21 protein-coding genes are annotated in these 18,244 nt (G+C 39.1%); 11 read left to right on the top strand and 10 right to left on the bottom strand.

Annotated elements, in window-relative coordinates:
* Nucleotides 1–4 precede the first annotated feature (4 nt).
* The 5 genes from ABX891_RS03335 to ABX891_RS03315 form a co-directional block, all read right to left on the bottom strand.
* On the bottom strand, nucleotides 5–1,567 hold the full coding sequence (locus tag ABX891_RS03335) for an efflux RND transporter periplasmic adaptor subunit (protein WP_354628904.1): 1,563 nt from the start codon (nucleotides 1,565–1,567) through the stop codon (nucleotides 5–7).
* Nucleotides 1,557–2,933, bottom strand: coding sequence for a TolC family protein (locus ABX891_RS03330; RefSeq protein ID WP_354628903.1), 1,377 nt, complete (start codon nucleotides 2,931–2,933; stop codon nucleotides 1,557–1,559). The genes ABX891_RS03335 and ABX891_RS03330 overlap by 11 nt, the downstream gene beginning before the upstream one ends.
* Before the next feature lie 258 nt (nucleotides 2,934–3,191).
* Nucleotides 3,192–3,554 carry a hypothetical protein gene (locus ABX891_RS03325; RefSeq protein WP_354628902.1) on the bottom strand — a complete coding sequence of 121 codons (363 nt, stop codon included), beginning with the start codon at nucleotides 3,552–3,554 and terminating at the stop codon, nucleotides 3,192–3,194.
* Between the two features lie 94 nt (nucleotides 3,555–3,648).
* Nucleotides 3,649–4,263 (bottom strand): paraquat-inducible protein A, encoded by a 615-nt coding sequence (locus ABX891_RS03320; protein WP_182671454.1) that lies wholly within the window; start codon nucleotides 4,261–4,263, stop codon nucleotides 3,649–3,651.
* A 2-nt stretch (nucleotides 4,264–4,265) separates the two neighbouring features.
* Entirely contained in the window at nucleotides 4,266–5,531 is a 1,266-nt protein-coding gene (locus tag ABX891_RS03315) for an EAL and HDOD domain-containing protein (RefSeq protein ID WP_354628901.1), read from the bottom strand.
* 149 nt (nucleotides 5,532–5,680) lie between these two features.
* Here ABX891_RS03315 and ABX891_RS03310 point away from each other — a divergent pair, with 149 nt between their 5' ends.
* The 3 genes from ABX891_RS03310 (at nucleotide 5,681) to ABX891_RS03300 (ending at nucleotide 8,015) form a co-directional block, all read left to right on the top strand.
* Nucleotides 5,681–6,430, top strand: a complete 750-nt coding sequence (locus tag ABX891_RS03310; RefSeq protein ID WP_024595823.1) for a substrate-binding periplasmic protein — start codon at nucleotides 5,681–5,683, stop codon at nucleotides 6,428–6,430.
* Between the two features lie 78 nt (nucleotides 6,431–6,508).
* Complete coding sequence (locus ABX891_RS03305; protein WP_007586451.1) at nucleotides 6,509–7,075, top strand: PhnA domain-containing protein; 567 nt, start codon at nucleotides 6,509–6,511, stop codon at nucleotides 7,073–7,075.
* Between the two features lie 121 nt (nucleotides 7,076–7,196).
* Complete coding sequence (locus tag ABX891_RS03300; protein WP_354628900.1) at nucleotides 7,197–8,015, top strand: META domain-containing protein; 819 nt, start codon at nucleotides 7,197–7,199, stop codon at nucleotides 8,013–8,015.
* A gap of 107 nt (nucleotides 8,016–8,122) precedes the next feature.
* Here ABX891_RS03300 and ABX891_RS03295 read toward each other — a convergent pair whose 3' ends face one another.
* Nucleotides 8,123–8,962 (bottom strand): 23S rRNA (adenine(2030)-N(6))-methyltransferase RlmJ, encoded by an 840-nt coding sequence (locus ABX891_RS03295; protein WP_182720368.1) that lies wholly within the window; start codon nucleotides 8,960–8,962, stop codon nucleotides 8,123–8,125.
* A 238-nt stretch (nucleotides 8,963–9,200) separates the two neighbouring features.
* Here ABX891_RS03295 and ABX891_RS03290 point away from each other — a divergent pair, with 238 nt between their 5' ends.
* The 8 genes from ABX891_RS03290 to ABX891_RS03255 all read left to right on the top strand — a co-directional run bounded on the left by ABX891_RS03290 (nucleotide 9,201) and on the right by ABX891_RS03255 (nucleotide 14,909).
* On the top strand, nucleotides 9,201–9,431 hold the full coding sequence (locus tag ABX891_RS03290) for a cell division protein ZapB (protein ID WP_002957855.1): 231 nt from the start codon (nucleotides 9,201–9,203) through the stop codon (nucleotides 9,429–9,431).
* Nucleotides 9,431–9,736 carry a cell division protein ZapA gene (locus ABX891_RS03285; protein WP_024605605.1) on the top strand — a complete coding sequence of 102 codons (306 nt, stop codon included), beginning with the start codon at nucleotides 9,431–9,433 and terminating at the stop codon, nucleotides 9,734–9,736. Before ABX891_RS03290 ends, ABX891_RS03285 begins: the two co-directional genes overlap by 1 nt.
* A gap of 63 nt (nucleotides 9,737–9,799) precedes the next feature.
* Nucleotides 9,800–10,822, top strand: a complete 1,023-nt coding sequence (locus ABX891_RS03280) for an MBL fold metallo-hydrolase (RefSeq protein ID WP_165743440.1) — start codon at nucleotides 9,800–9,802, stop codon at nucleotides 10,820–10,822.
* Nucleotides 10,823–10,877: 55 nt separating this feature from the next.
* Nucleotides 10,878–12,347 carry a LysM peptidoglycan-binding domain-containing protein gene (locus tag ABX891_RS03275; protein WP_354628899.1) on the top strand — a complete coding sequence of 490 codons (1,470 nt, stop codon included), beginning with the start codon at nucleotides 10,878–10,880 and terminating at the stop codon, nucleotides 12,345–12,347.
* Nucleotides 12,348–12,413: 66 nt separating this feature from the next.
* The gene (locus ABX891_RS03270) at nucleotides 12,414–12,902 is read left to right on the top strand and encodes an FKBP-type peptidyl-prolyl cis-trans isomerase (RefSeq protein WP_002957860.1); all 489 of its coding nucleotides are present in this window, start codon (nucleotides 12,414–12,416) and stop codon (nucleotides 12,900–12,902) included.
* Between the two features lie 21 nt (nucleotides 12,903–12,923).
* On the top strand, nucleotides 12,924–13,652 hold the full coding sequence (locus ABX891_RS03265; protein WP_354628898.1) for an SDR family NAD(P)-dependent oxidoreductase: 729 nt from the start codon (nucleotides 12,924–12,926) through the stop codon (nucleotides 13,650–13,652).
* A complete protein-coding gene (locus ABX891_RS03260) occupies nucleotides 13,649–14,488 on the top strand; it encodes an amidohydrolase family protein (protein WP_354628897.1) in 840 nt (279 codons plus the stop codon). The genes ABX891_RS03265 and ABX891_RS03260 overlap by 4 nt, the downstream gene beginning before the upstream one ends.
* 49 nt (nucleotides 14,489–14,537) lie before the next feature.
* On the top strand, nucleotides 14,538–14,909 hold the full coding sequence (locus tag ABX891_RS03255) for a hypothetical protein (RefSeq protein ID WP_039489041.1): 372 nt from the start codon (nucleotides 14,538–14,540) through the stop codon (nucleotides 14,907–14,909).
* A gap of 93 nt (nucleotides 14,910–15,002) precedes the next feature.
* Here the strand turns inward: ABX891_RS03255 and ABX891_RS03250 are convergent, their stop codons facing one another.
* The 4 genes from ABX891_RS03250 to ABX891_RS03235 form a co-directional block, all read right to left on the bottom strand.
* Nucleotides 15,003–16,178: a mandelate racemase/muconate lactonizing enzyme family protein gene (locus ABX891_RS03250; RefSeq protein WP_007375956.1), complete on the bottom strand. Its 1,176-nt coding sequence runs from the start codon at nucleotides 16,176–16,178 to the stop codon at nucleotides 15,003–15,005.
* Between the two features lie 26 nt (nucleotides 16,179–16,204).
* Nucleotides 16,205–16,972: a class II aldolase/adducin family protein gene (locus ABX891_RS03245; RefSeq protein ID WP_121953742.1), complete on the bottom strand. Its 768-nt coding sequence runs from the start codon at nucleotides 16,970–16,972 to the stop codon at nucleotides 16,205–16,207.
* 165 nt (nucleotides 16,973–17,137) lie between these two features.
* The gene (locus ABX891_RS03240; protein ID WP_002957866.1) at nucleotides 17,138–17,461 is read right to left on the bottom strand and encodes a c-type cytochrome; all 324 of its coding nucleotides are present in this window, start codon (nucleotides 17,459–17,461) and stop codon (nucleotides 17,138–17,140) included.
* A 183-nt stretch (nucleotides 17,462–17,644) separates the two neighbouring features.
* Entirely contained in the window at nucleotides 17,645–18,184 is a 540-nt protein-coding gene (locus tag ABX891_RS03235; RefSeq protein WP_002957867.1) for a DUF2058 domain-containing protein, read from the bottom strand.
* Nucleotides 18,185–18,244: the final 60 nt, after the last annotated feature.

Genomic DNA, 18,244 nt, shown 5'->3' with positions numbered 1-18,244 from the left:
GCTCCTAGTGAGAACTATGTTGCATAGGTTGCATAGTAGAATGATCAATCGGCTCTGCGTTTTGCGCTTTAGTAATTACAAATTCATCGTTAATAATGCTAAAAGTAAAATTAATATACAGGGCATTTTCAAACTGACTAATATCAATATCTGGCGCTAATACAAAGTCCATTGTGGCGGGTTCTCGATTCCATTTTTCAATGGCCTCTCGACTAATATTAATAATGCGATTTTGTGTATCTATGGCATTAATAGTGCCGTTAACCGTGGCGCTTTGTGGCTGTATATCCATGCTCATATTTGAGTCTGAACCAGAATCCGACCCCATACCTGAGCTAATGCTAGAACTAGGCATTTCCATTCGTTTAAAGTCGGAGCTCTTACTCGATTCAGAGTCTATTAAAAATTGCGCTGAGGTCACTACCGTGTCACCTGTCATTACACCTGACAAAATGACCGCTTCATTACTATTAATTTGCCCAACTACGACTTCTACCGATTTAAAACGACCCTCACCTAATGCAATAACCACACGATTTTGATGCTGCGTGCGAATTACCGCTTCTTTAGGGACTGTAAATTGCGCTTTACTCGCTTTAGCGTGAATGCTCACTTGTGCAAACATATTTGGTTTTAACCGATGATCTGTATTTTCAAACCTGAGTCTTACACGCAGAGTCCGGTTTTTAGCATCAAGCGCGGGGTAAATGTAATCAACCTTACCTTCCCACTTTTGACCTTTTAAGTAATCAAGCGTCATTGTTACAGGTAAACCAACGCTCACTTGTTCTGATTGGCGCTCGAATACTTCTGCCTCTACCCAAATTTCATCAAGCTGAGCAATACTCATCATTGATGTGCCTGGTTTAACGTAAAAGCCTTCTCGTACTGTTAGCTCATCTACCACACCACTTTGCTTTGCGTAAAAAGTAATGTTTTGCATTATCTTTTTATTTTTTTGTAAGCGCTCGATAAATCCATCAGATACATTTAACGACTCTAAACGCGCCTTTGCAGCGCGAATTAACACGGTATTATTACGATTAACCGCCAATAAAAACTCTTCCTGTGCATTCACCAATTGTGGTGAATACAAAGTATATAAAGGCTCACCGGCTTTAACTTGTGCTCCTTGCGCTTTAACGTACAAGCTTTCAATCCAGCCCTCTACACGCGGATGAATGTGAATAAGTTGGTCTTGGTTATATTGCACATACCCCACAGTATTTATATCGCTGTGAAGTGTTTTAAGCTCTACTTTGGCAGTTCTTACACCCAAGTTATTAATGACTGCAGGCGAAATAGTTACTGCACCTGGTCCATCCTGAGCGTTGCTATCGTTTTCATATACAGGGACTAAATCCATTCCCATTGGCGACAGCCCTGGCGCGTCACGCCTGTAATTACTATCCATAGGGGCTACCCAATATAAGGGCTGTTTTTCAGCACTTTGCTGTTCATGCATCGCCGAGCTGCTAGGTAAAAACTGCATCACTAAGGCGCCAATTAACGCAAATGCGCCCGCACCGACTAAGGCGGCAACAAGTAACTTTAAATTAGTATTCATTATGTAATTCTCCAGTTTTATCGCTCATTACTTGGGGGTCTAAGCTACTTGCATAATAATTAAGGCGAGCGGTAATAATATGCTGATCTACTTGAATATTAAGCGCGTCTATTTTGGCGTTAAGCTCACTAATGCGCGCGCGCATCACGTCAGAAAAATCCCCATCGTCGCGCGTATAAGCATTTAGTGTTGCTTGAGATTGCTCTGACATTTGCGGTAATAACGCATTTTGATATAGCGCATCGCGTTTTTGCAAACGAGCGAGTTGGCTAAACTCCTTAAAGTACATGCCTTTGAGTTTTTGAAGCGCCACCAGCTTTTGTGTTTTAGTAGCTTCTGCACTAGCAATAGCCGATTTAACCTGTTGATCTTGTCTGTTATCAGTAAACAATGGCAAATCAATGCTAAATCCTACTGAAAGTAAATCAGCTCGCGACTCCCCCATCGGCGTATCATCTCGATAACCATAACCCACATTAACGCCCATTTGAGGTTTGTAACTTTGCTTGGCGAGTGCAACTTCGGTTTGCTTTGCGGTGGCAGTTTTGTCTATCGCAATAATTGCGGGATGCGCCATAAGCAACTGTATTAATTTATCAAATTCAAGGTTTGCAAAATCAACCAGCCCTGTGGTTTTAGTAAATTCGGCATTTAAAGGCTGCATAAGCATATTCATAGGTAACCACTGTGCTAAACGGTTTTTAGCACTTTCAAATTGCTGCTCAAGCATAACCAGCTTATCTTCAAGGCGAGTGAGCTCTAATTGCGCACGAATAATATCTTGCTGGCGTGTTTTACCTAAGGTACTTGCGTAGCTTGCTTCGGTAACTTCAATAAGCTGAGTAAATAGCCCTTTATCTTGCTCAATTAAAGCAATACTTCGCTGAGCACGATACGCGTTTAACCACGACTCAATCACAATTGCTTTTACTTGTGCTAAGCGATCTGCGCGCTGCCAAGGGTATTGTTGAGCAGACTGAGCTAATGCCTTTTGTTTAAGCGCTAAACTATTCCCTCGGCTAAACTTTTGGCCCAAATCGACTTTAAGCTGCGTCACCCCTTCTTGATCAAACGCATAACCGTTAGTAGGTAAGTTAAGTAAGCCAACCGTTAAAACAGGATCGGGTAAGGTGCCTGCGGCAATACTTTGTGCTATTGCGGCATCTTCTTGGTAGCCACTCGCTTTTAGCCATGGCTCATGCGTTAGTGCATAATTAAGCGCTTGCGTTAAGCTAAGCGTTTGCTCATTGCGGGCTTGCTTTAGCGTATCGATATTTAGGTTATTTGAATTGTTTTGCGCATCAACAGCTGTGCTAAAAAACACAACACTACATAATACGGCTTTAATACTTACAGCGTGGTTCATCACCTGCTCCATCTAAAAATAAAAGAAATTCTTAAATTAGGAAGCAAAAAAGGTGTTTAGGAGTTTTACAAAAACCTTTTATATCAATTGCATTGAATTAATGATCTATTATTGCGGTAGGAAAATAGCTCTATAACAAGGAAAAAATTACGCAGTATAGTTGCTTTATATAAGTAATTTTTAACGCAGTTAGAGAGTTATTTAACTCGCTAGAATGAGCATGTTTTCAATAAAATTGATATTACACCTATCCTGCTATTAAGCAGACATAGGAGGGCGGTAAAGTGAACGAGGTATATTAATTTGTGTAGTAAATACACTTATATTTACTTTTTCAGATTCAAGTAAAGTAACGCTAAATAAAGTATCAACATTAAGCATTGAATTAGCAGCGCAGCCACTGATAGGGCATTTGCAATCATTTTGTGGCGTACTTTCGTCGTCGCAACAATCCATCTGCATCATATTTTCAGACATGCTAGCAACAGCTGTTGCATCATTACTGTGTGTCATTGGCATTTGGGCATGCGTTGCTGTTTTCGTTGGCAAATGTGGCATTTCGCATACCATAGCTACAGACGCAACTGCCTGACCCACAAAAGTGAGCAGTAAAGTTATCATGAGTAAACTAGAGTAAAAACGTTGCAACATTATGCCTTTTAATAAATTTTAAAATGATTGTAAGATAACCTAACAGCAACCACAAATACTTTAATTATGTAGACTGCGGTTTATCAGGTGTTTTAATTAAGTTACTCGCGATAATTGCAAATATACAATATGCGCTAAAATACCAAAAACCCTCACCAAATTGTGCATTCATAACAAGTAGCTCACCACTTTTACCATGAGCGTTACCTGCTAGGTAAGTCACTATTAATGCAATAACAAATACATCAACCATGCTCCACTTACTTAATGCACAAATAACCAGACCGAGCTTTTGCTTCAACCCATTCAAAGGTAGGCAACAATAAAGCAATTGTAATAGCAGCTTCAAGCTTGGAATAACAATAGAAAACAACCCCACTAAAGCAGCTACAAATAAATTATTATTGCTAGCAAGCTCTTTAACTGTGCCTAAAATACTTTGTGTTTTGTTATAGGCGCTAATCTCGCCCTCTAACTTATCAAGCCCTAGCATATTCGAGAACATCATTAGCATGCTACGAGTCCGACCATCACCCTCTTCAGCAAGCATTTCAATGCCCGCTTGCGCTAATTTTGATTTATCTATGTTACCCTCTATTGTTAATACTGGTTTTGTAATACCAGGAAACAATAAACAAAGAGCAACCACTACACTTATAACCGACAACCAATTACGCATATTTATTCTGCTATTGCCTCAATAATGTCATCACTGTATAAAACAGCATCCAATAAAAAATTAAATATATCGCCAATATGCAGCTCTGAGTTTATGTTGGCCAAATGGACCATAGCTTCATCTATATTATCTAATTCAAACTCTTTTATAAGCGATAAACAGTTCCCTAAAATGCCGCTCTCTAATAGTAACGCATCAGATATTGCAGCATCTAAAGTAAACTCTTTAACTATGTCTTTTAATTCAGCATCTAAAATAGCATCAAGCACCGAGAACAAACCCACCAGATACCCTTGCCCGGTCAACTCTTTATTATTTTGCTCCAATATTAGCGACATAAATTGAGCCCGCGTTAAAGCAAGCTTAGTTAATTCGGTTGGTTTTTCGACCCCCAACTCACTAATTGCTAATACGCGAACAAATTGTCTTATTGTGTCCTCACCTAAATAAATAACAGCTTGTGAAATAGACGTAATGACTAAATTTGCTTTGCCTGAACGCGCGTTAGCTAGCTTTAAAACCCTCGCTGTTATGGCGACATCTCTGGCCACTCGTTGATGAACTTCTTTAAAGCAAAGTGTTTCTTTTGCTGTAAAACGCAATAGATCAAAAACGGTTAGCTTTGAAGGCTCTACACCTTTATACGTAATCATTTCTGGGCGAGAAAAAAAGAACCCCTGAAATAAATCGCAGCCAGCCAATTTTAATACATTAAATTGTTCATGCGTCTCTATTCGTTCAACAATTATTTTTGCATGTGGATTTGCGCGTTTTATTTTTTTAATGCGCATATTGGTTTTAATAACCGGATCATCTATCTCAATTTTTATGTAATCAACATGTGCTAACAGTGGCTCCCATTTTGGATCGCCATCGTAATCATCAAGTGCAAAAACATAGCCTTCTTTTTTAAGTTCTTGCACACGCTCAGCCACCGCAGGAATATTACCCGTGCGCTCCACTATTTCAATAACACTATTTTCTGGCAATAAAAGTTTGGGGAAGTTATCGAGAATAGTTTCTGATGACAAGTTTATAAAAGCTAAATGATGTGCGGTAAGTCTATCTAAACCAACCAACATTAAAGCATTAAAAAATAGGCGGCTTGTCGCATGGACATCAGAAGTGCCTGCAGGAAACGCATTATTGGCTGAGTCTCTATAAAGCAATTCGTACGAGAAAACATTCTGGTCTATATCAAAAATAGGTTGCCGCGCAACAAACTGAGTTATTTTTTGTACTTCATCAGGTATGTTATGTAATTTCACTTGGCTCTAAACCTATAAATAAAAGATGGCAAAACAGCCAATAATATGTGTACTTTAATGCAACACGCATAAGATAAATATAGTCGTCATTGTAAAAACGTTAAAATTACACAACACTAATATAAAATATTAATATAAAAGGTAGAGATTTGACTAACTTTATTCGGTTATTAGTACTGAGCCCTCTGCTATTTGTATTTTTTAGCTATGCCAGCATTAATCCTACTCCCCTCAAATATAATGTTAGCGCGTCAGGGAGTCATTATCCATATTATACAAATGATCCAGAAAAGCCTGGCATATTACCCGAAATTATTGAAAAAGTACTCGATGATGCCAATATTGCAGCTTCTCATATCGACCTACCTACAAAGCGTATTACCAAATATTTACAAGATGAAATAATCGATTTTGATGTTATTTCATTAGAATGGCTCTCTAAGAGTGAGAGAAATGACCCTCGTTATGTTTTTTCAGAGCCGCTTATTTATGCCACAGAAATGATTGTTACCTTGCCTAAAAATGCCCAGCATTGGCAAAGCGCTGATAGCTTGAAGGGTAAAAATATAGGAACGGTACTAGGTTACTATTACTTTAATGACAACACCTTTGAGCGTGTTGACTTTCCATCCGAAAAAGAACTTATGACAGCCCTATCAAGAAACCGTGTAGAAGCTGCACTAGTAGGTAAGTTAACTGCGCTCTATTGGGCAAAGCAGTTAGGGATAAACATTGCCTTTGGCGCACAGCATTCCCATGGTTTTTTAAGAATTCGCTTATTGAGCAAACACAAAGAATTATTGCCCCAGATAAACCTAGCAATTAAAAACCTTCACGCTCAAGGATATATAAAAACTATTGAAGATAAGTATATGAGTAATATACCCACACAAAATTAAGGGACTAATGGCGCAGAGCTCGTGTTTTGGAGTATAATAGCAGCAAATGTTAACTCGACCAGAATCAGAAAGAGCCCCATGAGTATTGAAAAAGCCTTAATCGAACGTAGTAATAATCAATGTGAATTGTGTGCAGCCACCGAGAACTTATCTGTTTATGAAGTACCACCGGTAACTGAAACCCACTCAGATAAATGTATTTACACGTGTCAAACATGTAAAGATCAAATCGAGAATAACAGCGAAATAACGCCTACGCATTGGCACTGTTTAAACGATAGCATGTGGAGCCAAACTCCTGCAGTACAAGTTGTAGCTTACAGAATGCTTTCGCGTTTAGCGCCTGATAATGGCTGGGCACAAGATGCGCTAGACATGATTTACCTTGAAGAAGATACGCTGACGTGGGCTAAAAAAGCACTTGCTGAAGATGACGATTTAAAGCATGTAGATAGCAACGGTGTAGTACTTCAAGCAGGCGATACTGTTACCCTAATTAAAGACTTAGACGTTAAAGGTAGTAGCCTTACAGCTAAACGCGGAACAGCTGTTCGTAATATTGGCCTAACCAGCAACCCTGAACATATTGAAGGGCGAGTTGACGGCCAGCGCATAGTTATTTTAACTAAGTTTGTTAAAAAATAATCGTTTGTTTTTAATTATTAAAGGCGCTAATGCGCCTTTTTTTATGTTTAAAATAAGTTAAGGAATGATTAAGTCACTAGGTAATACACTAGGGGGATAATATTGAGTGAGGATAACAAACATGGAAAAGCATCAAGCAGTACATTCACGTAAAAAAGCACTTACAGGACTTAGTTTATTAGCACTGAGCGCTTTTGCTATAACCGGTTGTGATCAACAAACAAAGCCGACTGAAAATACAGAGCAAGCAAAATCAATATCGACTCTAACTACCCAAGTTAGCTACAAAGATCGCAGTATGCTTCGCCCCAGTTCACAGTTAATAGTTACGCTTTCGGATGTATCTAAAATGGATGTAAAAGCAGATATAATAACCCAAGAAGTGATTGATATAACCCAAGCCCCACCATTTACTGTAGAGCTAACTTATGATGCCAGTAAAGTTAACGATAAACACCGCTATAGCCTAAGCGCCAGAATCATAAATAAAGACAAAGTACTTTACACAAGTACCACAAATAACGACCCATTTAGAGAATCACAGCTAACTGGCCCTTATAAAATTGAGCTTTCAAAAGTATCCGTTGAAAAGCCAGACGTAACGCTTACAAATACGTACTGGAAAGCAATAACAATCAATGCTCAAACAGTAAATGTTACAACTAAAGAGCCGTTTATTCAGTTCGATAAAGACTACCGTGTTAATGGCTTTTTAGGCTGTAATAATTTTAGCGGAAGTTATAGCACCGAGCAGCACACAATTACACTTAGTCAGTTAGCGAGTACAAAAAAGATGTGTTCGGAGAATATGGACCAAGAGGCAGCTATGTCTAACGTACTTAACAATACTTCAAAGTGGGAAATTACAGGCGAGTCACTAAAACTTAAAAACAACAGCGGTAATACGCTTGCTACTTTTAACGCAGTTTATTTTAATTAATATTTAGCTCCCTAATATATGTGTTACCTAACACATTCGTATAGATTTTAAATAAAATGCCCAGCAAAGCTGGGCATTTTATTATTCGTTATAAGCGCTATTTAAAGCTACTCATCAACGAGTTGTTCACTTCTATAAAAACCACTTGGCTCACTTAACAAACCAACAAGTTCAGGCATTATTGCATCCATTGTTTGCTTTAGCTTCCATGGAGGGTTAATCACAATCATGCCAGATGCTGTCATGCCGTGTACGTCAGTGTCCGCTTCAGTGCCTAATTCAAATAGCTGAATGTTGCGCATTCCTGAATCAATTAAGCCCTGCTCCATATTATCAATGCGCTCTCTGTCTACTACCGGATACCAAATCATATAAGTACCTGTAGCAAAACGCTGATGAGCTTTAACTAAGGTTTTTACAACCGTTTCGTAGTCATCTTTAATTTCGTACGGAGGGTCAATTAACACACACGCTCTGCGAGATGCTGGTGGTAATAATCCTACTAAGCCGGTAAAGCCATCTTCTCCACGTACACGAATAGAGCGCTTACCTTGCATGTTTTCTTCAAGTAATAATAAATCGCGCGGGTGCAATTCAAAAAACCAGCCCTTATCTTGGCGGCGCAAGTAATGCTCTGCAATTTTTGGTGAACCTGGATAAAATGCAAGTTCGTCAGTGTCGTTAAATGACTTAATTAATTCAATGTACTCATTAAGCTCAGCATGTTCACTTTTATGTTGCCAAAGTTTTTCAATACCATCTTGATACTCTTGCGTTTTTTGCGCATCAGCAGCTGCCAGTTCAAAAAAGCCAGCACCTGAATGCGTGTCTATATAATCAAGCGGTTTATCTTTAATTGTTTGATAATTTAGTACTTGTGCCAGTACTAAATGTTTAAGTACATCGGCAGGATTACCCGCATGAAATGAGTGTCTGTAACTAAGCATTATTTATTTTCGCCATACGCAATTTAATATCGTAAGTGAACCATAAGCACTAGGCTTTGGCAACTTACACCAAGATAAGAGAGTGTTAAAGTGAACCATTTCTGAATGAAAAAGCTCATATGCTGAATTATCCCTTAACACAGAAGAAAAATCAGCTAAAACCACCGTAAATGCTGGCAAATCAACACACTTTGCTTTACATTTGCATGACATTAATTACAGTTATATGAGCGCCTTTATGAACAACACTACTCTTCAACAACTCGAACAACTGATCGATTCTTTAATCGAACGTAATAATCAATTACAAACAGATGTTGCTACTTTAAAAGAACAGAACACTAAACTAAGCGATGAAAACGAATTACTACAGCTTGAAGCTTTAGAAAATGAAGAAAAGCAAAAAGATGCCAGCACTACTTTATCTGGTCTTCTTGATAAATTACAAAGCGCACAACAGGCTAGCTAATGTCTGAGCTGCAAAACCAGCGGGTCACTGTTGAGTTGCTAGGTAAAGAGCAGCAATTTGCTTGCCCCGAAGGGCAGGAAGATGCATTAATAGCAGCAGCTAAAAATCTAAATGACTTAGTTGAGCAAATGAAACAACGCTCAACCGTTAGAAACGATCAAAAAGCCCTACTAATGGCAGCATTAAACTTAAGCCACGAATTGCTAGAAGCAAAAACACAGGCTACAGTTGAACAACAGCATCAAGACCAATTGATTGATAAACTCAGTCTGCATTTGGCAAATGACCCCAAACACCAAAAATAAAAAGCGCATACTGCGCTTTTTGTTTATTATTAAAGTAATTAAACCTCAGCGTAGAGATAATAAATGAAGTTAAAACTTTCAAACATAACCTCTTCATGTAAGCACTTACTATTGGCATGCACTTTACTATCAATAGCACCTAGCACCTACGCTGCCGTAACTTGGAATACAATAAACCCTCATATTCAGTTTTTAAAGCAACAAGACAAGCTTCGCTTCTACGACTCTAACCAAGTATTAATTGAAGGCGAAAAATGTGCCCTACTGGTTGATACGAGTGCCAATTTTGCTGCAGTTGAACAACTTGCTGAAGATTTAAAAAAACGCCTTAAAACACCTTTATGCTATTTGGTTGCCACGCATTACCATGACGATCACTTGCTAGGTATGGCGGTTATGCAAAATTTTTATCCTGATGCCAAGCTCGTTGTTCATCAGCAAGTAAATAAAAATTTTAGCCTTTACCAAACAGCATATACCGACAAACTAGACACCTATGAAAAGAGCATTGAGCTGAGCTACCAACGGTTAGCGAATGTACCTAAAGAAGAGCAAGCTAAATGGCGTGATAAGTTAAAGCTTGCAAAAAAGCGACTTTTTCGCTGGCAGGAGTATCAGCTTAGCAAACCCGAAATAGTAATTAATAGTCGTAAAATTATCGACCTTGGTGGTTTTGAGGTAACGCTTGAGCCGCAGCAAGCCCATACTAACGGTGATTTAACTATTACTACTAATAATGGCAGTGTGCTGATTGGTGGCGATATCGTTGACTGGCTTCCTTACCCTGGACACGGTGAACTTAAAAGTTGGCAAACGTTGCTTAAGCAATATATTAACGACGAAAAGCTCACTATTATTATACCTGGCCACGGCGGCACATTAACAAAAGAGCAGCTGAAACAGCCGCTATCATTTTTAACAGCCATAACGGAGCATGTTAAAAACAATAAAGATCAAAGTATTGAGCAGTTAATGCTGTCGTTTCCTGAATCAGTTATTGAGCCTTATAAACAAGAAGCGCTTAATATAAAATCGAGTAACTTTTTTTTACAAGCAGGCCTAAATCGTGTAAAAAGCGCAGAATAACTCAACACAACGGATTGTGTTAAAATAATAAAAGGAATTTACAAAAGTGATCACTATGCGCAGTTTGGTTTTATGTTGTTTGGGTATTTTGTTATTTGGTTGTCAATCAACGGAGCAAGAACCACAAGAAGCTCCACAAATATTTACTCATTTTGAGCCTGACTATACTTATGATATTGACGATGAAGTAGCTCAAACGCCTCAAGTTAAAGAGGCAGTTACGCCACTTCAATTCAAAAAAACAATCGTAAAAAAGCGCCCACTAAAAACCACCGATCTGTGGGTGCATATAGCCAATAATCTACACTTTACGATTTATCAAAATCGCGCTTTAAAAAAGCGTATCAGCTGGTATGCAAAGCAACCTAACTACTTACAAACGGTGAGCAAACGCGCAGCGCCTTACCTGTATCACATCGTAAAAAAAATTGAGCAAAAGCAATTACCTATGGAGCTCGCATTACTACCATTTGTAGAAAGCGATTTTAGACCAACAATAGCCTCATCACAGCAAGCTGTTGGTGTTTGGCAGTTAGTTGGCGCAACGGCGCATCACTTTGGTGTTAAATCAGACCAATGGTACGACGGGCGCCAAGACGTACTTGCTTCAACCGATGCTGCACTTGATTACTTAAGTTACTTACATAAACGCTTTGATGGTAATTGGCTACACGCTTTGGCCGCTTATAACAGTGGTGAAGGCCGCGTTAAACGCGCAATAGAAAAAAATAAAAAACGCGGTAAAAGCACCGATTACTGGTCGCTCAGCCTGCCAAAAGAAACCGCTGATTATGTACCCAAATTACTCGCTTTAAGCTATTTAGTTAAACATCCACAAAAGGGCATTCAACGCCCAAAGCTTGCATATAAGCCATTTACAACACAGATGAACATAGGTCAGCAGTTCGACTTTTCAGTCATTGCCAAGCTCTCTGGTATAGGTTCAAAGCAGTTACATGCTATTAATCAGGGATATTTAAAAAATCAAAGCTCACCTAACGGGCCGCATACTTTACTGCTGCCTATAGGGCAAGAAGCATTATTAAAAAGTCAGTTCTTCAAATCAAACTTTGCTGGAGAGTACATCGTTAAACAAAACGACACGCTTTACAGTATCGCCAGGCGTTTTAGTATGTCTGTAAAAGCTTTGAAACAACTTAATAATAAAAATAATAATTTAATAGGTGTTGGAGAAAAGTTATTAGTTGGGCAACCTAAAACTCTGCCAAGCACATTAACTGTTGATTACAAAATCAGCCCTTATTTAGAACACCAAGAGATTGCGATTCCCACCATTGAAATAGATTACGAAGTTAAGTCAGGCGATAGCCTTTGGAGTATAAGTCAGCTTTATGATGTACCTCATAGCGACTTGGCAAAATGGAACAAACTCTCTGCATCAAGTATTTTAAAGCCTGGCACTCAATTAGTACTGTTTATACCACAGGCTGAAAAGCAAAAAGCAGCACCAATAAAAAAAGATTTACTGCTAGATTTACAAAAAACACTAAATCAGCCACGTTAAGTTTATAAACACGTATATTTCGCGTAAAATTGCGCCCTAACATAGTTATTATTTGAAGAGACAAGCATGCAAATTAGCAAAAATTCAGCAGTTGAATTTCATTACACCCTTAGCGAAGCGGGCGAACAAATTGAAAGTAGCACAAACGAAGCGCCACTTACTTACATTCATGGCAGCGAAGGCATGCTTCCTGGTTTAGAAAAAGCACTTGAAGGCAAAGAAGCTGGCGAAAAATTTAGTGTAACTCTAGAGCCAAGTGAATCGTACGGCGAGCGTGTTGATGACTTAATTCAACGTATTCCGCTTAAGCACCTACAAGGCGACGTTAAAGTATGGAAACCAGGTATGACAGCAATGGTTAGCTCTAACCAAGGTCGTCATCAGGTTACTATTGTTAAGGTTGGTCGTTTTAACGCAGATTGTGATTTAAACCACCCATTTGCGGGCAAAACACTAACGTTTGACGTTGAAGTTGTATCTGTACGTGAAGCGACAAGTGAAGAAGTTTCTCACGGACATGTGCACGCTGAAGGCGGCTGCGGTCACTCTCACTAGTTAGCAATAAAGGAAGTAAGTATGTCTAAAGTTGCAGTAGTTACAGGTGGTACAAAAGGAATTGGTCTAGCCGTTGTAAAGCGTTTGCTAAGTAATGGCTATAAAGTACATAACCTTGATATAGAGCCAAGCGAAACTGGTATATTTCATCAGTGTGATGTAAGTGATGTATCGGCGGTACAAAGCTGCATCAACGCTATCTGTGAACAAAGCAAACGTATTGATGTACTTGTTTCTAATGCTGGAAAACACTTAAGCGCAAATATAGAAAGCACCGACGAGCAAACTCTCGATGCACTTTTTGCGCTTAATGTTAAAGGCGCCTATGGTGCAGTACAAAGCGTGTTGCCAAGCATGAAAGCGCAAAATAGCGGCGCTATTATATTAGTCGCATCCGATCAAGCAATTATAGGTAAGCAAAACTCTTTTGCGTATAACCTAACAAAACATGCCCTTGCCTCAATGGCCAAAACAACGGCGCTTGATTACGCGAGCTTTAATATTAGAGTAAATGCGGTATGCCCTGGCACAATAGAAACCCCGCTATTTCATAACGCGATAGATGCGTACTGCGCAAAAAGTGGCGCAAACAAAGCAGAAATAGTTGCCGAGGAAGCAAGTCTTCAACCGCTTAACCGATTAGGTCAAGCCGATGAGGTTGCTGCCCTTGTGAGCTTTTTAGCAAGTGACGATGCCAGTTTTATTACAGGCAGCCTACAAAGTATTGATGGTGGTTACACTGCCCAATGAGCATGCAAATTATTGACCCTCATGTGCATTTTTTTAATCTTGCCGAGGGGCAATATACTTGGCTACAAGGCGAAAACCCACCAACATGGCCTAACCTAGAAAAAATTAAACAACCAATAAGTGCAGAGCAACTTGTTAAAAGTACTGATTTTGAACTTGCGGGTATTGTGCACATTGAGGCTGGGTTTGATAATCAATCACCTATAAACGAGTTAAACTGGCTAAGCTCGCATTTAAAAAACCTTTCATTTAAGGCTATTAGTTACAACCAAATTGATGCGCCCGCAGAGCAATTTAATCACGCGCTAAATGCATTGGCTCATTCAACCCTTTGTGGTATAAGAGATATAACCGAAAAAGATGATGCAGTGAGGCTAAAAAGCCCTCATTGTATTAATAACCTTAATTTATTGGCTACAAATAAACTGCATTTTGAAGCTCAATTTGATATTGAAAATAGCGAAATAACCAAACAAATAGCTTACTACGCTAAGCAGCTACCGCAGCTTCAAATTATAATTAATCATGCAGGACTGCCAAGTAATTTAAATGATTGGCGACAAGGTGTTGAGTTACTTGCTCAGCACGACAACATAGCCATTAAATTCTCTGGTTTTGAATTACTACAACTTACCAGTGAGCAACAAGCAGCGTGTTTTAATATCCTTTTTAATCACTTTGGCCAGCAGCGTATTATGTTTGCAAGCAACTTTCCTGTGTGCCAAATAAATACAAGCTACAACACCCTATGGCACTCCCATAAGGCGTTATGCTCAAACGATAAGACATGGCATAACCTTAGCTATGCAAACGCTAAGCACTACTACCAAGTTTAAGTAAAACTAGTTATATTAAACTCTCTTTTTATAATAATACGGCCAATTTATGAAAATGTACTTTTTACTAATCGTTGTATTTTCTGCGTTTTTTCTCAATGGCTGCATATCTCAAAATCCAGATCCGACACCTAAGCTGCAACATGCTCTACTGTCAAAGCCAAATAAAACAGCCGTTAGCAAAGCAATTAAAACACTTGTACATATACAAGAAACTCAATTAGCTGATAATGTATTTACTACCAGCAGCACAGTAACCCTTAGCAATGTGGATGGTAATAATATTATCGACACGCAAAGTCGCAATACACCCGATCAGTTTGAATTGATGATTAAAGGCAAGCAATGCTATATACGCCACCTTGATAGTAAAGCCACTATTGAGCTTAAAGACGTAGAATGTAGAATTAACGAGTTATAACAAGCTAAAACTTTACCAAACAAGTAAAAGCCGGTAAGTGACTAATCACTTACCGGCTTTTTAATGCATGACCTAAGTTAGGTTAAAAGACTATTATTTTATTTCTACGCGTTGAGAACGCATAACAATCTCATCATTTAATTCAATACCCAACCCTGGCTCTTCTGACACTTCAAAGAAACCATTTTTAGGTTGTGGGTCTTGTAAACATAACTCGCGGTTCCACTTTTTAATCGCATAAGTGTGGTGCTCATGAATCAAAAAGTTAGGGATAGCCGTTTCTAAGTGCAGTGATGCTGCAGTTGCAACTGGCCCGCCACATACATGAGCTTGAATTCGCACATCAAAAATATCAGCGTAATCACACACTTTTTTAGTTTCGGTAAAACCACCACATAAACCAATATCAGGTTGCAGAACATCAATACTTTGATCTTCTAAATACGGGCGCACACCCCAGCGATTATACAAACGTTCACCACCAGCAATTGGCACATTAACTTTATCTGCTACTTTTGCATGTAATGAGTGGTTTAGGTAGTTAACTGGCTCTTCAAAGTACATACAGTCAAATTCTTCTGCAATTTCACCCAACTGAATGGCTGTTGTCACGCCTGGTAAACTGTGGCATTCAAAAATAATATCCACTTCGTCGCCTACTGCTTCGCGAATAGCTTGCATGCGTGCACGGTATAACTTCATTTCAGTACGTGAGATTATTTTTGTACGGTCGTAATAAGTATTGCCGTCTTTATCGTACTGAATTGGATCTACTTTTACTGCATCGTAGCCTTCGGCCATCGCCTTTAAAGCCGCTTCTGCATATTCTTGCGGTTGTACTAGCGCTTTAAATTCGCTATCCCAGTCAAACTGTAATTGCGAAGCGTAAGTGCGTAGTTTGTCGTTAACCTTACCGCCTAATAACTGGTATACAGGTAAACCAAGCGCTTTACCTTTTATATCCCAAAGTGCGGTATCAATTGCGCTCATTGCAGCATATACAACAGGTCCGCCGCCTAAACCCCAAAAGCTTTCACGTAACATACGAGACCATAGTTTTTCTGTTTGAAATGGGTCGTGGCCGATTAAAAAGGCGTCGGCCATTTCTTTAATCATAGCCGCTGCAGCACTGTGACCTAAATCGTATGCAAGGCCGGCTTCGCCAACACCACTAATACCTTCGTCAGTATGAATTCGTACAAACACAGGTGTCCAAGAAGGTCTATCAGGACAGTGAATATCAAATACTTCAACGCGATTTACTTTCATTAAAATTCCTTATTAACCGCTATGGGTTATTTTGCAAAACTAGGGTCAAGTCGATACGCTTTTCGTAACATTGCAGGCCACGCAAGTTGCCCGCCGGTGCTGCCACTGTGTACTACGTTTGCTTGATTATAAATATTGTCGATTATAGGTTGCGGTACTTCAATCACCTCTTGCGAGCTTGATTGTAGCGCTAGTTGAATTTCACACGCTCGCTGTAAATCATAAAAGCGCATAAACGCATCGCCTACCGTTGGACCTACTGTTAAGCCACCATGATTTACCAATAACATATGGTTAGTGCTGCCCAAATCATCTTGCAGCACTTTTCGCTCGTCGTCGTTTACTGCAAGCCCTTCGTAGCCATGATAAGAAAGCGATGGCAATGAAAACATTGAATACTGGCTAAGCGGTAATAAACCATTTTTTTGTGTAGCGACTGCGATTGTTTCTTTAGTATGAAGGTGAATAACACAATGAGCGTCTTCGCGTACCTCATGAATCGCACTGTGAATAGTAAAGCCAGCAGGGTTAATACTAAATGGCGTATCGTCAATAATGTTGCCGTCTAAGTCGACCTTTACTAAATTAGAGGCAGTTACTTCATCAAAGGTTAAACCAAACGCATTCACTAAGTAGTGGTCAGTGCCAGGTAAACGTGCTGATAAATGCGTATAGATCAAATCCCCCCAACGAAAGTGCTCTACCAGTCTATAACACGCGGCTAAATCAATACGAAGTTGCCACTCTTGTGCTGATACTTTATTTTTTAAATCGAGTTGGGGTAAATCAAACATAATAAGCCTTTTAAAAACGTACATTATTAACCTGTACGAACAGATGTTTAGAAGTCTAAAGCAGTCTCTATTTTATAGCAAACACCAAACAAAACAGCCACACTATTGTGTGGCTGTTTATAAAACTAAAATACTAATTGCATTAAAATGGTATAACTGCGTAAATTATTTTACGTTAGCTAGGTAATCTGCAATTGCTTCAAACTCTTCATCAGTTACCGTTGCAACCATTGCTTTCATAGCCATGGTCATACCGTTATTACGTGCACCTGACTTAATATCTTTCATTTGCGCTACTAAATAGTCTTTGTTTTGACCGTTTAGTTTAGGGTACATACCCATAATTGGTGCTTTACCTTCAGCGCCATGACAAGTTTGACAATTTTTAGCGGTATAAAGTGCAGCGCCATCGGCAGCAGCTGCATTAAACGAGAAGCTTGCGGCTAAAGTAATGCCCGCGCCTAATAGTAGTGTTTTCATCTTGCTCATTGTATTTACTCTTCTTTTTTGACGGTTAGAAAAACTGTTCTATTGATTGTAGTAAACAATCAAATAAAAAGCATACGTACGAAACGACGCTAGACGATCAACTTAACCAAAAACCGCCAACTCGTTTCTGTCTCACTTTTATATACTTTAACAAATAAAAATGAGCTTACCCTTAATAGACTATTACCACACTATATCATCTGGTACTTCAAAGTCTGCGTACGGGTCATCTTCATCTTTTGGTTTGTTTTCTGGCTCTACATGAAAAACAATATACTTTTCGTCAACTTCAGCCACTTTGCGTGCTGGTTCGTCGTCTAATACGTAAAATTGCCCTTCTAGTACACAAATAGCTAAACGACCGCCCGATAACGCTTTTTGCGTTTTCTCGTTCACGTCGATATTTTTTACTTTGTTTTGATAAGTAAAATTAAATGTGCGCTCACCACGAATAGCGTCTTGGTTGTGGTGCTCTAAAATTTGTTTAACACGCGCTTCTTGCTCGCGCTGCTTTAAACTCACTTGGCGTGTTTGGTTAAGCTCTTCAGCTTTTTTTTGCTGTTCTAGCTTGGTTTGTTGAATATGCTTTTGCAGATCACTTGGGTTGCTAGTAGCCCCTTTCTTTTGCTTTTTTTGTTGCTTACGCTTTTCTGATTTAGCAACTTTAGCATTATGCGATGTTGTTAATCCTGCTTGAAGCAATTGGTCTTGTAATGAACCCATGGCTTTGTTCCACTAAAAACTAATATTATCGCTATTTTAATCACCAACGAGTTCAAATAA

Source organism: Pseudoalteromonas sp. NCIMB 1079 (assembly GCF_040567695.1).
In the GTDB taxonomy this organism is placed as follows: Bacteria; Pseudomonadota; Gammaproteobacteria; order Enterobacterales; family Alteromonadaceae; genus Pseudoalteromonas; species Pseudoalteromonas distincta.
This window is presented reverse-complemented; position numbering and strand designations above follow the sequence as displayed.

What these genes read in the sequence shown, in the direction of transcription:
- ABX891_RS03335 (WP_354628904.1), bottom strand. Translation starts at nt 1,567, where the DNA reads ATGAATACTAATTTAAAGTTACTTGTTGCCGCCTTAGTCGGTGCGGGC.
- ABX891_RS03330 (WP_354628903.1), bottom strand. Translation starts at nt 2,933, where the DNA reads ATGAACCACGCTGTAAGTATTAAAGCCGTATTATGTAGTGTTGTGTTT.
- ABX891_RS03325 (WP_354628902.1), bottom strand. Translation starts at nt 3,554, where the DNA reads ATGATAACTTTACTGCTCACTTTTGTGGGTCAGGCAGTTGCGTCTGTA.
- ABX891_RS03320 (WP_182671454.1), bottom strand. Translation starts at nt 4,263, where the DNA reads ATGCGTAATTGGTTGTCGGTTATAAGTGTAGTGGTTGCTCTTTGTTTA.
- ABX891_RS03305 (WP_007586451.1), top strand. Translation starts at nt 6,509, where the DNA reads ATGAGTATTGAAAAAGCCTTAATCGAACGTAGTAATAATCAATGTGAA.
- ABX891_RS03300 (WP_354628900.1), top strand. Translation starts at nt 7,197, where the DNA reads ATGGAAAAGCATCAAGCAGTACATTCACGTAAAAAAGCACTTACAGGA.
- ABX891_RS03295 (WP_182720368.1), bottom strand. Translation starts at nt 8,962, where the DNA reads ATGCTTAGTTACAGACACTCATTTCATGCGGGTAATCCTGCCGATGTA.
- ABX891_RS03290 (WP_002957855.1), top strand. Translation starts at nt 9,201, where the DNA reads ATGAACAACACTACTCTTCAACAACTCGAACAACTGATCGATTCTTTA.
- ABX891_RS03285 (WP_024605605.1), top strand. Translation starts at nt 9,431, where the DNA reads ATGTCTGAGCTGCAAAACCAGCGGGTCACTGTTGAGTTGCTAGGTAAA.
- ABX891_RS03280 (WP_165743440.1), top strand. Translation starts at nt 9,800, where the DNA reads ATGAAGTTAAAACTTTCAAACATAACCTCTTCATGTAAGCACTTACTA.
- ABX891_RS03275 (WP_354628899.1), top strand. Translation starts at nt 10,878, where the DNA reads ATGCGCAGTTTGGTTTTATGTTGTTTGGGTATTTTGTTATTTGGTTGT.
- ABX891_RS03270 (WP_002957860.1), top strand. Translation starts at nt 12,414, where the DNA reads ATGCAAATTAGCAAAAATTCAGCAGTTGAATTTCATTACACCCTTAGC.
- ABX891_RS03265 (WP_354628898.1), top strand. Translation starts at nt 12,924, where the DNA reads ATGTCTAAAGTTGCAGTAGTTACAGGTGGTACAAAAGGAATTGGTCTA.
- ABX891_RS03260 (WP_354628897.1), top strand. Translation starts at nt 13,649, where the DNA reads ATGAGCATGCAAATTATTGACCCTCATGTGCATTTTTTTAATCTTGCC.
- ABX891_RS03255 (WP_039489041.1), top strand. Translation starts at nt 14,538, where the DNA reads ATGAAAATGTACTTTTTACTAATCGTTGTATTTTCTGCGTTTTTTCTC.
- ABX891_RS03250 (WP_007375956.1), bottom strand. Translation starts at nt 16,178, where the DNA reads ATGAAAGTAAATCGCGTTGAAGTATTTGATATTCACTGTCCTGATAGA.
- ABX891_RS03245 (WP_121953742.1), bottom strand. Translation starts at nt 16,972, where the DNA reads ATGTTTGATTTACCCCAACTCGATTTAAAAAATAAAGTATCAGCACAA.
- ABX891_RS03240 (WP_002957866.1), bottom strand. Translation starts at nt 17,461, where the DNA reads ATGAGCAAGATGAAAACACTACTATTAGGCGCGGGCATTACTTTAGCC.
- ABX891_RS03235 (WP_002957867.1), bottom strand. Translation starts at nt 18,184, where the DNA reads ATGGGTTCATTACAAGACCAATTGCTTCAAGCAGGATTAACAACATCG.